This is a genomic window from Arthrobacter sp. Z1-9 (genome assembly GCF_054792695.1).
The window spans coordinates 1,084,342-1,098,452 of sequence record NZ_CP096456.1; the positions used below are offsets into that span (position 1 = coordinate 1,084,342).

At 64.7% G+C, this 14,111-nt stretch carries 12 protein-coding genes; 8 read left to right on the forward strand and 4 right to left on the reverse strand.

The window, feature by feature from the left end; all coding sequences use genetic code 11:
- Positions 1-9: 9 nt before the first annotated feature.
- The 6 genes from iolD to M1D93_RS05090 are packed head-to-tail and all read left to right on the forward strand — an operon-like array spanning position 10 to position 7,861.
- Positions 10-1,959, forward strand: a complete 1,950-nt coding sequence (iolD, locus tag M1D93_RS05065; RefSeq protein WP_461174069.1) for a 3D-(3,5/4)-trihydroxycyclohexane-1,2-dione acylhydrolase (decyclizing) — start codon at positions 10-12, stop codon at positions 1,957-1,959.
- A gap of 45 nt (positions 1,960-2,004) precedes the next feature.
- Positions 2,005-3,516: a CoA-acylating methylmalonate-semialdehyde dehydrogenase gene (locus M1D93_RS05070; protein ID WP_461174070.1), complete on the forward strand. Its 1,512-nt coding sequence runs from the start codon at positions 2,005-2,007 to the stop codon at positions 3,514-3,516.
- Positions 3,517-3,546: 30 nt separating this feature from the next.
- Complete coding sequence (locus M1D93_RS05075; RefSeq protein WP_461174071.1) at positions 3,547-4,458, forward strand: sugar phosphate isomerase/epimerase family protein; 912 nt, start codon at positions 3,547-3,549, stop codon at positions 4,456-4,458.
- A 33-nt stretch (positions 4,459-4,491) separates the two neighbouring features.
- Entirely contained in the window at positions 4,492-5,505 is a 1,014-nt protein-coding gene (locus M1D93_RS05080; protein ID WP_461174072.1) for a Gfo/Idh/MocA family protein, read from the forward strand.
- Between the two features lie 50 nt (positions 5,506-5,555).
- Positions 5,556-6,431, forward strand: a complete 876-nt coding sequence (locus tag M1D93_RS05085; protein WP_461174073.1) for a sugar phosphate isomerase/epimerase family protein — start codon at positions 5,556-5,558, stop codon at positions 6,429-6,431.
- Positions 6,428-7,861, forward strand: a complete 1,434-nt coding sequence (locus tag M1D93_RS05090) for a sugar porter family MFS transporter (RefSeq protein WP_461174074.1) — start codon at positions 6,428-6,430, stop codon at positions 7,859-7,861. The genes M1D93_RS05085 and M1D93_RS05090 overlap by 4 nt, the downstream gene beginning before the upstream one ends.
- Before the next feature lie 71 nt (positions 7,862-7,932).
- Here M1D93_RS05090 and M1D93_RS05095 read toward each other — a convergent pair whose 3' ends face one another.
- Complete coding sequence (locus tag M1D93_RS05095) at positions 7,933-8,382, reverse strand: MarR family winged helix-turn-helix transcriptional regulator (RefSeq protein WP_461174075.1); 450 nt, start codon at positions 8,380-8,382, stop codon at positions 7,933-7,935.
- A gap of 153 nt (positions 8,383-8,535) precedes the next feature.
- Here M1D93_RS05095 and M1D93_RS05100 point away from each other — a divergent pair, with 153 nt between their 5' ends.
- The gene (locus tag M1D93_RS05100; RefSeq protein ID WP_461174076.1) at positions 8,536-9,762 is read left to right on the forward strand and encodes an MFS transporter; all 1,227 of its coding nucleotides are present in this window, start codon (positions 8,536-8,538) and stop codon (positions 9,760-9,762) included.
- Here M1D93_RS05100 and M1D93_RS05105 read toward each other — a convergent pair.
- Genes M1D93_RS05105 through M1D93_RS05115 form a run of 3 tightly spaced genes read right to left on the reverse strand, consistent with a single transcriptional unit; the run spans position 9,691 to position 12,391 of the window.
- A complete protein-coding gene (locus tag M1D93_RS05105; RefSeq protein ID WP_461174077.1) occupies positions 9,691-10,707 on the reverse strand; it encodes a LacI family DNA-binding transcriptional regulator in 1,017 nt (338 codons plus the stop codon). The genes M1D93_RS05100 and M1D93_RS05105 overlap by 72 nt on opposite strands.
- A 31-nt stretch (positions 10,708-10,738) precedes the next feature.
- A complete protein-coding gene (gene iolB / locus M1D93_RS05110; protein WP_461174078.1) occupies positions 10,739-11,632 on the reverse strand; it encodes a 5-deoxy-glucuronate isomerase in 894 nt (297 codons plus the stop codon).
- 18 nt (positions 11,633-11,650) lie between these two features.
- On the reverse strand, positions 11,651-12,391 hold the full coding sequence (locus tag M1D93_RS05115) for a GntR family transcriptional regulator (RefSeq protein ID WP_461174079.1): 741 nt from the start codon (positions 12,389-12,391) through the stop codon (positions 11,651-11,653).
- Between the two features lie 289 nt (positions 12,392-12,680).
- Between M1D93_RS05115 and M1D93_RS05120 the strand changes: the two genes are divergently transcribed.
- Positions 12,681-14,093, forward strand: a complete 1,413-nt coding sequence (locus M1D93_RS05120; protein WP_461174080.1) for a sugar porter family MFS transporter — start codon at positions 12,681-12,683, stop codon at positions 14,091-14,093.
- Positions 14,094-14,111: the final 18 nt, after the last annotated feature.

Consider the following 14,111-nt stretch of genomic DNA (forward strand, 5'->3'; position numbering starts at 1 on the left):
TAAAACAGAATGGGAACTGCAACGCGCAGAATGACGGTGGCGCAGGCCGTCGTCGAGTACCTTTCCAAGCAGTACACGGTCGATTCGATCGGTGGTGTTGAGTACCGTGAGCGCCTGATTCCGGGAACGTTCGGTATTTTCGGGCACGGCAATGTGGCCGGTGTGGGCCAGGCCCTGAAGCAGTACCAGCAGCTGGACCCGGCCATCATGCCGTACTACCAGGGCCGGAACGAGCAGGCCCAGGTCCACCAGGCCGTGGGCTACGCCCGGCATACCCGCCGCCGCCAGACCTTCGCTATCAGTACCTCGATCGGCCCGGGTTCGTCGAACCTGCTGACCGGCGCCGCGCTGGCCACGACGAACCGGCTACCCGTGCTTTTGCTGCCCAGCGACACGTTTGCCACCCGCGCCGCGGACCCGGTCCTGCAGCAGCTGGAACAGCCCTACGCCTACGACATCACCGTCAACGACGCGTTCCGGCCGCTGTCGAAGTTCTTTGACCGGGTCAACCGGCCCGAGCAGCTGTTCTCCGCGTTCCACCACGGCCTGCGCGTCCTGACCGACCCGGCTGAAACCGGCGCGGTGACCATCTCCCTGCCCCAGGACGTGCAGGCCGAGGCCTTCGACGTCCCGGAGGAGTTCCTGGCCGAGCGGGAGTGGCGGATCCGCCGCCCGGACGCGGACGACGACGACATCCGGCGCGCCGCCGAAGCGATCCGTGCCGCGAAGCGGCCGCTGATCATCGCCGGCGGCGGTGTGCTGTACGCCTATGCCAACGAGGAACTCGCCAGGTTCGTGGAGCTGACCGGCATTCCGGTGGGCAACACGCAGGCCGGCGTCGGCGTCCTGCCGTGGGACCATCCGTTCTCCCTCGGTGCCATCGGCTCCACGGGCACGACGGCGGCGAACGCCATCGCCGCGGACGCGGACCTCATCATTGGGATCGGCACCCGGTATGAGGACTTCACCACCGCGTCCCGGACGGCGTTCCAGAACCCGGACGTTCGGTTCATCAACATCAACGTCGCCGCGATCGATGCCTACAAGCACGGCACCACCCTGCCGATCGTGGCCGACGCCCGGAAGGCACTGGTCAAGCTCAACCAGGCCCTGGGCGGCTACCGCGTCGGTGCCGACCTTGAGCAGACGATCGCTGCCGAGAAGAAGCGCTGGGACGCCACCGTGGATGAAGCCTTTGACACCCGCTACACCCCTTTGCCGGCGCAGAACGAGATCATCGGCGCCACCTCCCGGGCCATGGACACCCAGGACGTGGTGATCTGCGCGGCAGGTTCCCTGCCGGGTGACCTGCACAAGATGTGGCGCGTCCGGGACCCCTTCGGCTACCACGTCGAATACGCGTACTCCTGCATGGGCTACGAAATCCCCGGCGGCCTTGGCGTGAAGCGCGCAGCCCTCGCCGAAGCCGCTGCCGGAGGGGCCCAGCGCGACGTCGTTGTGATGGTGGGGGATGGATCCTATCTGATGATGCACACCGAACTGGTCACCGCCGTCGCCGAACGGATCAAGCTGATCGTGGTGCTGATCCAGAACCACGGCTATGCCTCCATTGGCTCGCTCTCCGAGATGCTCGGTTCCCAGCGGTTCGGTACCCAGTACCGGGCGCTGAACGAGGAACAGCACAGCTTCGACGAAGGCGAAACCCTGCCGGTGGACCTGGCCCTGAACGCCGAATCCCTGGGCGTCAAGGTCATCCGGATCGAACCAGGTGAAAAAGTCATCGCCGAACTCGAACAGGCCATCCGCGACGCCAAGGCCGCACCGGAACGCGGCGGCCCCATCCTGATCCACGTCGAATCCGACCCGCTGCTGGACGCCCCGTCCTCCGAGTCCTGGTGGGACGTTCCCGTCTCCCAGGTCTCCGAACTGGATTCCACAAAACAGGCGTTCCAGACCTACACCGACCACAAGAACCGCCAGCGCAAACTGCTCGGCTGAAACCCTCCTCGACCCCGCACGTTTACAACTCAAGGAAGAGTCGCCATGACTGTCACCACCGAGACCACTGTCATCAACCACTTCATCAACGGCGCCGAAACCGCCGGCGAGGGTGACCGCACCACGAACGTGTACAACCCGGCCACCGGAAAGGTCAGCGCCGAGCTGCGCCTGGCCAACCGGGCCGACCTGGACGCCACCGTCGCCGCGGCCCGCAAGGCCGCCGACACCTGGGGCGACATTTCCCTGGCCAAGCGCACCGCCGTCCTCTTCAAGTTCCGCGAACTCGTCGCAGCGCACGTGGACGACCTCGCCGCCCTGATCACGGCCGAGCACGGCAAGGTCCTCTCCGACGCCAAGGGCGAGATCGGCCGCGGCCTGGAAGTCATCGAATACGCCTGCGGCATCCCCACCCTGCTCAAGGGCGACTACTCGGACCAGGTCTCCACCGGCATCGACGTCTTCAACTTCCGCGAACCCCTCGGTGTGGTCGCCGGCATCACCCCGTTCAACTTCCCCGTCATGGTGCCGCTGTGGATGGCCCCGATGGCCATCGCAACCGGCAACGCCTTCATCCTCAAGCCCTCCGAACGCGACCCGTCCGCGTCCATGCTGCTGGCGAAGCTGTGGAAGGACGCGGGGCTGCCGGACGGCGTGTTCCAGGTCCTGCATGGCGACAAGGAAACCGTGGACGAACTCCTGACGCACCCGGACGTGGACGGCATCTCCTTCGTCGGCTCCACCCCGATCGCCCAGTACGTCCACGAAACCGCCACCAAGCACGGCAAGCGCGTCCAGGCCCTGGGCGGGGCGAAGAACCACGCCATCATCATGCCCGACGCTGACCTGGACAACGCCGCCGACCACCTCGCCGCCGCCGCGTTCGGCTCCGCCGGCGAACGCTGCATGGCGATCTCCGTCGCCGTCGCCGTGGGGGACGCCGCAGACCTGATCGTGAAAAAGGTCGAAGAGCGCGCCCTGGCCGTGAAGGTGAACAATGGCACTGCCCCCGACGCCGAAATGGGCCCGGTCATCACCCCGGCCTCCAAGGAACGCATCGTCAAGATCGTCACCGAAGCAGAAGCCGCCGGCGCCGCCATGGTGGTGGACGGCCGCGACCTCGTGGTCCCCGGCCACGAGGACGGCTTCTGGGTTGGCCCCACCGTCATCGACCACGTCAAGACCGGAATGACCGCCTACACCGAGGAAATCTTCGGACCCGTCCTGGTCGTGGTCCGCGTCGAGAGCCTTGAGGACGGCATCAAGCTCATCAACGCCAACCCCTACGGCAACGGCACCGCCATCTTCACCTCCTCCGGCGCAGCCGCCCGCAAATTCCAGCGCTCCGTCACCGTGGGCATGATCGGCATCAACGTGCCCCTGCCCGTCCCGGTGGCCTACCACTCCTTCGGCGGCTGGAAAGCCTCCCTCTTCGGGGACAAGCACATCTACGGCCCCGAAGGCGTATCGTTCTACACCCGCGGCAAGGTCATCACCTCCCGCTGGCCCGAAACCCACCACGCCTCCGGCGCCTCCTACAACTTCCCTTCCAACTGACTTCACACCCAGTAGAAAGACAACGCTGTCATGACTGAGAACAAGCTGATCATCGGCACCGCTCCGGACTCCTGGGGTGTGTGGTTCGCGGACGACCCCAAGCAGACGCCATGGGAACGGTTCCTGGATGAGGTTGCCGAATCGGGCTACAAGTGGATAGAGCTGGGACCCTACGGTTACCTACCCAACGACCCCACCCGGCTGGCGGAAGAGCTCAAGGCCCGGGACCTGCAGATCTCGGCCGGCACCGTATTTACCGCATTTCACCGTGGCTTGGACCAATGGGAAACCGCGTGGGAGCCAGCCCGCAAGGTCGCCGAACTGACTGCGGCCATGGGTGGCGAGCACATCGTCGTTATCCCGGCCATGTGGCGGGACGACGTGACGGGCGAAGCAGTGGAAAGCGGCACGCTGAGCGACAAGGCCTGGAGTGACCTCTTCGACGGACACAACCGCCTGGGCAAGACCCTCCTGGAGGACTTCGGCCTGAAGCAGCAGTTCCACTCCCACGCTGACTCCCACGTCGGCGCCCAGGCGGACATCGAGACGCTGCTCGGCGCCACGGATCCGCAGTACCTGAACCTGTGCCTCGACACCGGCCACGCGGAATACTGCGGGGCGTCCAGCCTTGACCTCATCAAGAATTACCCTGACCGGATCGGCTACCTGCACCTGAAGCAGATCAACCCGGAGATCCTCAAACAGGTCAACGAGGAGAACATGACCTGGGCCGCCGCCAACCTCGCCGGCGTTATGACCGAACCGCCGAACGGCCTGCCGGACCTCCGCGCCGTCGTTGAAGCCGTCGAGGCGCTGGACCGCCCCATGTTCGGCATCGTTGAGCAGGACATGTACCCCGTCGCCTTTGACGTGCCCATGCCCATCGCCAAACGGACCCGCAACTACCTGCTGTCCTGCGGCTCCCGTACCGCCGTCAGCTAACCCCATCAACTCCAGACATCGAAGGACAGAACAATGACTGAAACCCTCCGCGTAGCCGTCATTGGCGCCGGACGCATGGGCGCCGACCACATCCAGCGCCTCCACAAGCGCATCCACGGCGCTGAAGTTGCCGCCGTCGTGGACGTCGACCTGGCACGTGCCCAGGGGGCCATCGAAGGCATCCCGGGCGCCGTTGCCCTTGCCGACGCCGGGGAAGCCCTCAATAACGGTGATGTGAATGCAGTACTCATCGCCACTCCCGGCTTCCTGCACGAGGACATCCTGCTCAAGGCGATTGCCAAGGACATTCCGATCCTGTGCGAGAAGCCGCTGACCCCGGACGCCGAGTCCTCCTGGAAGATCGTCCAGGCCGAGGTTGACCTGGGCCGCAAGCGCATCCAGGTGGGCTTTATGCGCCGCTTCGACGCAGAGTACGCCTCGCTGGGCAAGGTCATCCGCAACCAGGAACTGGGCGAACTGCTGATGCTGCACCACCAGCACCGCAACCCCGCAACTCCCGCAGGCTTCACCAACGAGATGCTGATCAATGACTCGGTAGTGCACGAGTTCGACGCCATCCGCTTCTTCACCGGTGAGGAAATCACCTCCGTCCAGGTACGCCTGGGCAAGGCCACCAAAAACGCACCGTCCGGCCAGCACGATCCGCAGCACGTCCTGCTCGAGACCGAATCGGGTGTGCTCGCCGACGTCGAAATCTACGTCAACGCCAAGTTCGGCTACGAAGTGGCCACCCAGGCCTCCTTCGAAGAGGGCATCGTCAGCATCGGTGGGGACAAGGGCCCTTACACCCGCAGCGCGGGACGCTGGGGCGGCAACGTCACCCCGGGGTTCGAAGAGCGCTTCGGTGCGGCCTACGACGTCGAAATCCAGTCCTGGGTGGACGCAGCCCTGAAGGGCGAAATCGGCGGCCCCTCCGCCTGGGACGGCTACGCCACGGCTGCCTGCTGCGAGGCCGGCGTCGAGGCGCAGAAGAACGGCGAAAAGGTTGCCGTGAAGCTGGCCGCGAAGCCGGACCTCTACAAGTAGGACATCCTTCGCCCTCCTCGCCTTCTTAGTTATCCACACTGGAGTGTTACGTGAAAATCGCACTTGATCCCACCCCGTTCCACCACACGCACAGCTTGCTCGAGTTCCCCAAGGTGGTTGCGGACCTTGGCTACAAGTACATGCAGATGACTCCGCATGCGGACTTCATCCCGTTCTACAACCACCCCAAAGCGGACGATGAACTGGTGGGCCAGCTGAACAAGGCCTGCAAGGATGCGGGGATCGAAATCGCCTCCGTCCTGCCGGTGCTCCGCTGGTCCGGTCCGGACGAGGACGCCCGCGAGGCGGCGGTCCGCTACTGGAAGCGCGCTATCCAGATCACCGTGGATCTCGGGGTCTGCACTATCAACACCGAGTTCAGCGGCCGCCCGGAAAAGGCGGAGGAATCCGAGCGGGCCTTCTACCGGTCCATGGAGGAACTGCTCCCGATCATCGAGCGTGAGGGCATCGACCTGCTGATCGACCCGCACCCGGACGACTTCGTCGAAGAAGGCCTCGCCGCCATCCGCGTTATTCGCGGGCTCAACTCCCGGAACGTGGGCCTCGTGTACGTGGCGTCGCACAGCTTCCACATGAAGAACCAGCCGCTGGAGATCATGCGTGCGGCAGGGGACCGGCTGCGCCTGGTCCACGTGGCCGACAGCATGAACCACCACGCCTCCCACGGCCTCCGCTACATCACCAACCCGCCGGGCAACCCGGTCCGCGTCCACCAGCACCTGAAAATCGGCGACGGCGACGTGAACTGGGACGAGTTCTTCGGCGGCCTGAAGGAGATCGGCTTCCTGGACCGGGACGATACCGTCATGGTGTCCAGTGTCTTTGCGGAGGACGAACACGCGGAGGACGTCTCCCGGTACCAGCTGGAAACGATGAAGCAGTACGTACAAAAGGTCAGCGTATGACTTCCCCTGTCCCTGCAGACACCCGGACGAAGCCCGGCAACCACAAAAAGGCACTCCGGACCGTCACCATCATCTCCACCTTCGGCGGCCTGCTCTTTGGTTACGACACCGGTGTTATCAACGGCGCCCTGCCCTACATGCAGGAGGACCTGGGACTTACGCCGCTGACCGAGGGGCTGGTAACGTCCTCCCTGCTGTTCGGCGCAGCATTCGGCGCCCTGTTCGGCGGCCGCCTGGCGGACCGTAACGGCCGGCGCAGGATGATCATGGTGCTTGCGGTCATTTTCCTCGTGGGCACGCTCGCCTGCACCTTCGCGCCCAGCACCGAGGTGATGATCGCAGCCCGTTTCGTGCTGGGCCTGGCCGTCGGCGGCGCCTCCGTGACCGTGCCCGTGTACCTCGCAGAGGTCTCGCCCAGCGCACGCCGTGGACGGATTGTCACCCAGAACGAACTGATGATCGTCACCGGGCAGCTGTTGGCCTTCATTTTCAACGCCTACCTGGGCAATACCTTCGGCGAAGCCGGCGGGATCTGGCGTTGGATGCTGGTGATCGCCACGCTCCCGGCCATCGCGCTGTGGATCGGTATGAACTTCATGCCGGAGAGCCCGCGCTGGCTGGCGTCCATGGGCAGCTTCGGTGAAACCCTCAGCGTGCTGCAGCGCATCCGGTCGCACTCCGAGGCGCGGACGGAGTTCGAAGAGGTCAAGGCCATGGCCGTGGAGGACTACAAGTCCAAGATGGGCTCCTGGAAGGACCTGAACATCCCGTGGCTCCGCCGGATCTTTGTGGTGGGCCTGGGCCTGGCCGTCATCCAGCAGATTACGGGTGTGAACTCCATCATGTACTACGGTACGCAAATCCTTTCCCAGTCAGGTTTCGGCCGGGAGGCAGCACTGACGGCAAACATCGCCAACGGGGTGATCTCGGTGCTCGCCACGTTCGTGGGCATCTGGTTGCTGGGCAAGGTGGGTCGCCGGCGGATGCTGATCACCGGGCAGGTGGGAACGACGTCGGCCCTGCTGCTGATCGGCCTGTTCTCGCTGATCCTGCCTGAAGGCGCAGCCCGCGGTTTCGTCATTCTGTCCCTGACAGTCACCTTCCTGGCCTTCCAGCAGGGAGCGATCTCGCCGGTGACCTGGTTGATGCTCTCCGAGATCTTCCCGCTGAAGATGCGCGGCCTGGGCATGGGAGCTTCCGCTTTCGTGCTGTGGACCGTGAACTTCCTGGTGGGCTTTGGCTTCCCGCTGCTCCTGGCAGCCATCGGTCTGTCCACCACGTTCTTTGTGTTTGCCGTGCTGGGAGTGGGTGCCATCGCCTTCGCGGCGAAGTATGTCCCGGAAACCAGGGACAAGAGCCTTGAGGACCTGGAGCACTACTTCAAGAATGTGGCGGGAACAAAGGCCGCCGCCGCGGGCCGGAGCGTTTAGCTGCCTCCGCAGCAGGACGCCATTGAATGATGCCCCTTTGAGACTGTCTCGAAGGGGCATCATTTTTTGCCTTACGCCCGGGCGTGCAGCCTTGGCAGGGCGTCCACGAGCGGGGCCAGTTCGGGGATGCCCTGGGCCTCGTCCAGGGCACGCTCCAGTGTTGCATCATGAACCGGCCGGGCTCTTTCCAGCAGGCTGATCCCGCTGGAAGTGAGTTCGGTGTAGATCCCGCGCCGGTCGTCGTCGCAAAGAATGCGGGTGAGGAGGCCCCGGTCTTCCAGCCGGTTGACAAGCCGCGTGGTGGCGCTGGGGCTGAGGGCGCTGGCGCGGGCGAGCTGCTGCATCCTCATGTGCCAGCCGTCCTGCCGGCCGAGGGCGTCCAGGACTGTGTACTCCACGACGGACAGCTTCGACCCGGCCTGAAGGGCGCGCTCCAGTTGGTTCTCGATCAGGCCGTGCAGGGCCGCCAGCGTCCGCCAGCCCTGCGCGCGGACTTCCACGGCGTCGTCCTTGATGCCCATGACATCGCTCCTAAGGGGGCGGCCCGGAGGCGCACCTGTTGCGTCGAAAGATAGTTGCTTGCGCGGCATATTTGCATCTGCAACAATAAATACCGCGTCTGCAACTATCTTAGGCGCCTCTCGATACCCAGTACAGCTCGAAGGAGCACCCGTATGCCTATTGGCCTTCTTGCCCTCGCCCTTGGCGGGTTCGGAATTGGACTGACGGAGTTCGTCATCATGGGGCTGCTCCCTGAAGTGGCGGCCGATTTCGGTGTCACTGAAGCGTCCGCAGGATGGCTCATTTCCGGCTACGCGCTGGCTGTAGTGGTGGGAGCTCTGGGGCTGACGGCAGCGGTAACGCGCCTTGACCGTAAGCCCGTGCTGGCCGGCCTGCTGGTCCTCTTCATCGTGGGTAACCTATTGTCCGCCACAGCTCCGGACTACTGGCCCATGATGCTTGGCCGGATTATCGCCGCACTCGCCCATGGAGCCTTCTTCGGCATCGGTGCAGTGGTGGCCGCGGACATGGTGGCCCCAACAAAGAAGGCCGGAGCCATTGCGCTGATGTTCACCGGCCTGACGGCAGCCAACGTCCTGGGTGTTCCATTCGGAACCCTGCTGGGCCAGGCGGCGGGATGGCGGGCCACTTTTTGGGCCATCACTGTCATTGGTATGGTGGCGCTCGCCGGGATCCTGGCGCTCGTCCCCGCCACCGCCGGTACAAAGGCCGAAGCCGATGGGCTGCGCCGCGAGCTGCAGGCCTTCCGCTCGGGCCAGGTATGGCTCTCCATCGTGGTGACAGTCCTCGGATTCGGCGGCATGTTCGGCGCCTTTACCTACATTGCCTACACGCTCACCGAGGTCTCCGGTTTCGCTTCCACCACCGTTCCGTGGCTGCTGATCATCTTTGGCGTGGGCCTCTTCGCCGGCAACACCCTGGGCGGCAGGGCAGCTGACCGCAACGTGGACCGGACCTTGGTGGTGGTGCTGGCTGCACTCTCCGCCGTCCTGGTGGCCTTCGCGCTCACTGCTGCCAACCAGGCAGTCACCGTAGCATCCCTGGTCCTGATGGGCGGCTTCGGCTTTGCCACTGTTCCCGGCCTGCAGATGCGGGTCATGAAGTACGCCAGCACGGCACCCACCCTGGCCTCCGGAGCCAACATCGGGGCGTTCAATGTGGGCAACGCCTTGGGTGCGTGGCTGGGCGGTGTCACCATTACGGCCGGCTTCGGCTACACCTCGCCCATTTGGGCCGGTGCCGGCATCACGCTGCTCGGACTGGTCGTCATGGCGTTTGCCGCCGCAGCCGCCGGGCGCAGCAGGACGCTAAACGCCGGGGTCAGTGGAGCGGCGGACCAGGAGCACGGGCTCGAGCTTTCGGGTCACGCCCGGTCCTGACCCACCGGCCACCCGGTCCAGCATGACCTGCGCAGCCAAACGGCCCAGTTCCCCCGCATGCTGGTCGATGGACGTGAGCCCCACCAGGGGGGAAGCTGCTGTTTCGATGTTGTCGCACCCTACGATGGCCACGTCCCCGGGGACGGATACGCCATGAGCCGCCAGGGCCTCCATGATGCCAATTGCGGTGAGGTCGTTGTGGGCAAAGATTGCTGTGGGCAGTTCCGCGCCGGACGCCAGGAACTTTTCCATCACGGCCCGGCCGCCGCGTTCGGTCATGTCGCTGTGAACCAACAGTGGCTCAAGGCCGAATTGCCTCATGGCTGAAAGGTAGCCCTCCCGCCGGTCCGTGTAGGGAAGCCAGTCTGAAATGTCCACGTGGGCGATGCGCCGGTGCCCCAGCTCGTGGAGGTGCTCCACAGCCAGCACCCCGGACTGGAAGTCGTCAGTGAGGACAGAATCAACGCCGTCGGCGTCCAGCTCCCGGGTGATGACGACGGCGGGTGTCCCGCGGAGTGCCGTTGCAAGGTCTGCGGACGAGCCCGTGTAGCCGGCCAGGAGCACGCCGTCCACCCGCAGGTCCACGAAGGATCGCACCGCCTCGAGTTCGGTGCGGGGATCTGCGGAGCCGACGGCGACCATCACGTGGTTGCCGCTGCCCGCGGTTCCTTCGATGATGCCGTCGTATATGTCGGCGAAGACTGGATTGTGGAGGTCCAGGAACAGCACACCCAAAGTCTTGGTGCGGTGGCTCGCCAGGCGGCTCGCCAGCCGGTTGGGGGAATAGCCCAAGGCAGCGGCGCTTTCAAGGACCGCCGTCCGTTTGGCCGGTGAAACATTGGGGGAGTCGCGCATCACCAGGGACACCAGTGCCCGACTCACCCCGGCCGCGCGGGCCACATCCTCCATCGTCACGGACCTGGGGGCGGTGGGAGTCTGCTTCACAAGACTCCATCATGCCAGCCGGCGTGGGTGACTAGGACCCGAACGGCAACCGGGGATCGATGTCCTGGCCGTCCCAGCTCTGGCGCACCCAGCCGTGGTGCGGGTCGTCGCTGATGAGCCATTCGCGCACGGGGCCGGGGCCTGCCATGACATTGAGGTAGTACAGGTCATAGCCCGGTGCTGCCATGGCGGGGCCGTGCCAGCCGTAGGGGACCAGGACCACGTCACCCGTGCGGACCTCCGCTGAGACGTCAATGGGCCGGTCATCGGAGGCGTAGACGCGCTGGTAGCCGATGGCGTCGGCGTGGGCGGGCGCGGCAGAACCGGCTGCCACCTGGGTCTCGAAGTAGTAGATCTCTTCGAGGCGGGTTTCGCCGTCCTTCTCCTCGTCGTGTTTGTGCGGGGGATACGAGGACCAGTTCCCGGCGGGGGTGAGGACCTCGCAAACGATGAACCGGTCGGCTTCCAGTGCGGCGGGAGTGCCGAAGTTGTGGACCTGGCGGGAGCAGTTGCCGGCCCCGCGCAGCTCCATCGGCGTCTCCGCCGCGGTGATGAGGCGGGTGGGGTACGAGGCGTTGGCGGGCGCGGTGGCGACGGCAACCCGGCCGCCGTCGGCAGAACTGATGGTGACTTCCCGTCCAGTACCGGAATAGAGGACGTCACTGGGACCGGAGAACACCGATGAGCGGCCGCTCAGTTCGTAGGAGTCCTCGTCCACCTTTAGGGTGAAGGATCCGTTGAGCGGCACCACGATGCGTTCCTCATCGGCGGCGGGAAGGACGACGTCGGCCCCTGCGGCAAGGGTGGCCACCTTCAGTCCCGTGTGTGCCCACCCCTCCACGGCGAGGGAGGAATCCGAGGTTCCGATCGAGACGTCCCACTTGCCGTCCGTTGCTGTGCCCAGCGGATAGACCCAATTGGTCATGGAGTGTGCTCCTTGCGGTTAGCGCTGTACGAGTGTCATCTCAAAGCTGTAGGAATCTGCCCGGTACACGTGGTGGCCGGTTTCTACGCGGCGGCCGGTGTCGTCCACAGCGGTGCGTTCCATGGTGACCAGTGCGGACCCGGCCCCGGTGTCGAGCATCGAGGCCTGGTAGTCGTTGGCGATGATGGCGCCGATCCGCTGGTTGGCCAACCGGAAGTTGACCCCGCCCCGGCGGAGGATTGCGTAAAGGCCTTCGGCTGCGAGCATTGCCTCGTCCATGGCGGCAATATCGTCGCGCACCCAGTTCTCCATGAGTGCCAGCGGTTTGCCGCCGACTTTCCGGAGCCGGGTGAAGTGGTAGACCCTGGAGCCGGCGGGAAGCTGGAGGGTAGCGAGGGTGGCATCGTCGGCCTCCAGATGGGAGAAGCTCAGGACCTCCGTCGTGGGCTTCTTGCCATTGTTGGTGAGGTCGTCGTAGAGGCTGGAAAGCTCCAGCGGGCGGCGTACCTGGCTTGACACCACTTGGGTTCCAACGCCCCGTTTGCGCACCAAAAGCCCGGACCTGACCAGCTCATCCATGGCCTTGCGCATCGTCGGTCGCGACAGGTTCAGCTGGGCCGCGAGGTCGATCTCGTTGTCAAGCCGGCTGCCCGGTTCCAGGACACCGCTGTAGATCGCCGCCTCTATGCCCTGGACCACCTGGTGATACAGGGGAACGGGGGAAGATCGGTCGATGCTGAGACCCAGGTTATTCGCCACTTTTACGTTCCTGCTCCTCGGTTACAGCTTCGGCCCGATCGGGCCAGGAAGCGCTGGGCCATTTTGCCACTATGTTCGCTTGATAGGACATAGTTTCCTCCTCGATCGTAGCAGGCGGGATAGGCGGGTCAAGAGCGCCTGCTGAGTCAGGCTCACAGAGCGGCGGCGTAGGCCAATTGTTCTGACATTAGGACTTACCATTGACAACCGTCGTTAGAGCGCTCTAAAGTCAGTGGCACGCATCACATTCCTGACCGGTCTCGGTCCCAAGAGAATCTGAGAGGCAACAATGCTGTTGCAGAAACCATCCCCTGGCGCCGCCGGCACCAAGAGCCGCGGCTACCTCGCACGGCTAACAGTGATCTCCACCCTCGGCGGCCTGCTCTTCGGTTACGACACCGGAGTGATCTCCGGTGCGCTTTTGTACATGAACGACTCGCTGAACATGAACTCCGTTGAGGAGGCAACAGTGGTGAGTGCACTGCTGTTTCCCGGCGCAGCCGTTGGCGCCCTTGCCGGCGGCCGCATGGCCGACAAGCTCGGACGCCGCGGTTCCCTGCTGGTTTGCGCGCTCCTGTTCCTGTTTGGCGCCATTGGCTGCGCCATCGCCCCCACTGTTACGTTCATGATCGCGGCCCGAATCCTGCTGGGGCTCGGTGTGGGCGCCGCCGCCGTCACCTGCCCGCTCTACCTCGCCGAGATGGCACCCGCCCACCTTCGGGGCCGCATGGTGACCATCAATGAGCTCATGATCGTGACGGGCCAGATGCTGGCCTTCGCCATCAACGCCCTCCTGGACGCACTGATCCAGGACACGGAAGTCTGGCGCACCATGCTCGGCATTGCCTCGCTGCCCGCCCTCGCACTGCTGGCAGGCATGCTGCTCCTGCCTGAATCTCCCCGCTGGTACGCCATCCGCGGCCGCTTCGAGGACAGCCGACGCGTCCTGAACCTGAGCCGCACCCCGGAGGAAGCAGCCGCCGAATTCGAAGAAATCGCCCTGACCGCACAAACCGCAAAGAAGGAACGCGGCCACGTCTGGCGGGACCTGCGGGACAATCCGTGGATGCGCCGGCTGCTGTGGATCGGCATTGGCCTTGCCACAGTTCAGCAGGCCACTGGTATCAATACGGTGAACTACTACGCCCCCACCATTCTTGAAAAGAGCGGCCTGGGTGTGAGCGCGTCCCTGGTTGCCACCGTCGGCGTCGGTGTCACTTCGGTCCTGATGACCATCCTTGGAATCTGGCTGCTGGGCTTTATCGGCCGCCGGAAGATGCTGGTCATTGGCTTCTCAGGGGTTGTGGGTTCGCAGGCCCTGCTGGCAGTCGTCTTCCTGCTTCCCCAGTCTGACCTGGCCAGCTACACCATTCTCGCCGCGATGATGCTGTTCGTTGCCTTCGTCCAGTGCTTCATCGGAACCTGCGTGTGGCTGCTCCTGTCGGAAATGTTCCCGCTGGCCATCCGCGGCTTTGCGATGGGTGTCGCCGTCTTCGCGCTGTGGACGGTCAACGCCGCTATTTCCTTCCTGTTCCCGATCGTCGTCGAAGCCCTGGGATCCACCGGCACGTTCGGACTCTTCGTCCTGGTCAATGTTGCTTCCCTCGTGTTCGTCACCAAGTTCGTCCCCGAAACCAAGGGCCACTCGCTCGAAGATCTGGAAGCGCACTTCCGGGAAGGCGTAGCACCGGCCCGCGTGTAACCGGAGCTCCAATCCTCC

Bases quoted from the DNA above. Each gene is read 5' to 3' on its own strand.
- iolD (WP_461174069.1), top strand. From the start codon at position 10: ATGGGAACTGCAACGCGCAGAATGACGGTGGCGCAGGCCGTCGTCGAG.
- M1D93_RS05070 (WP_461174070.1), top strand. From the start codon at position 2,005: ATGACTGTCACCACCGAGACCACTGTCATCAACCACTTCATCAACGGC.
- M1D93_RS05075 (WP_461174071.1), top strand. From the start codon at position 3,547: ATGACTGAGAACAAGCTGATCATCGGCACCGCTCCGGACTCCTGGGGT.
- M1D93_RS05080 (WP_461174072.1), top strand. From the start codon at position 4,492: ATGACTGAAACCCTCCGCGTAGCCGTCATTGGCGCCGGACGCATGGGC.
- M1D93_RS05090 (WP_461174074.1), top strand. From the start codon at position 6,428: ATGACTTCCCCTGTCCCTGCAGACACCCGGACGAAGCCCGGCAACCAC.
- M1D93_RS05095 (WP_461174075.1), bottom strand. From the start codon at position 8,382: ATGGGCATCAAGGACGACGCCGTGGAAGTCCGCGCGCAGGGCTGGCGG.
- M1D93_RS05100 (WP_461174076.1), top strand. From the start codon at position 8,536: ATGCCTATTGGCCTTCTTGCCCTCGCCCTTGGCGGGTTCGGAATTGGA.
- iolB (WP_461174078.1), bottom strand. From the start codon at position 11,632: ATGACCAATTGGGTCTATCCGCTGGGCACAGCAACGGACGGCAAGTGG.
- M1D93_RS05120 (WP_461174080.1), top strand. From the start codon at position 12,681: ATGCTGTTGCAGAAACCATCCCCTGGCGCCGCCGGCACCAAGAGCCGC.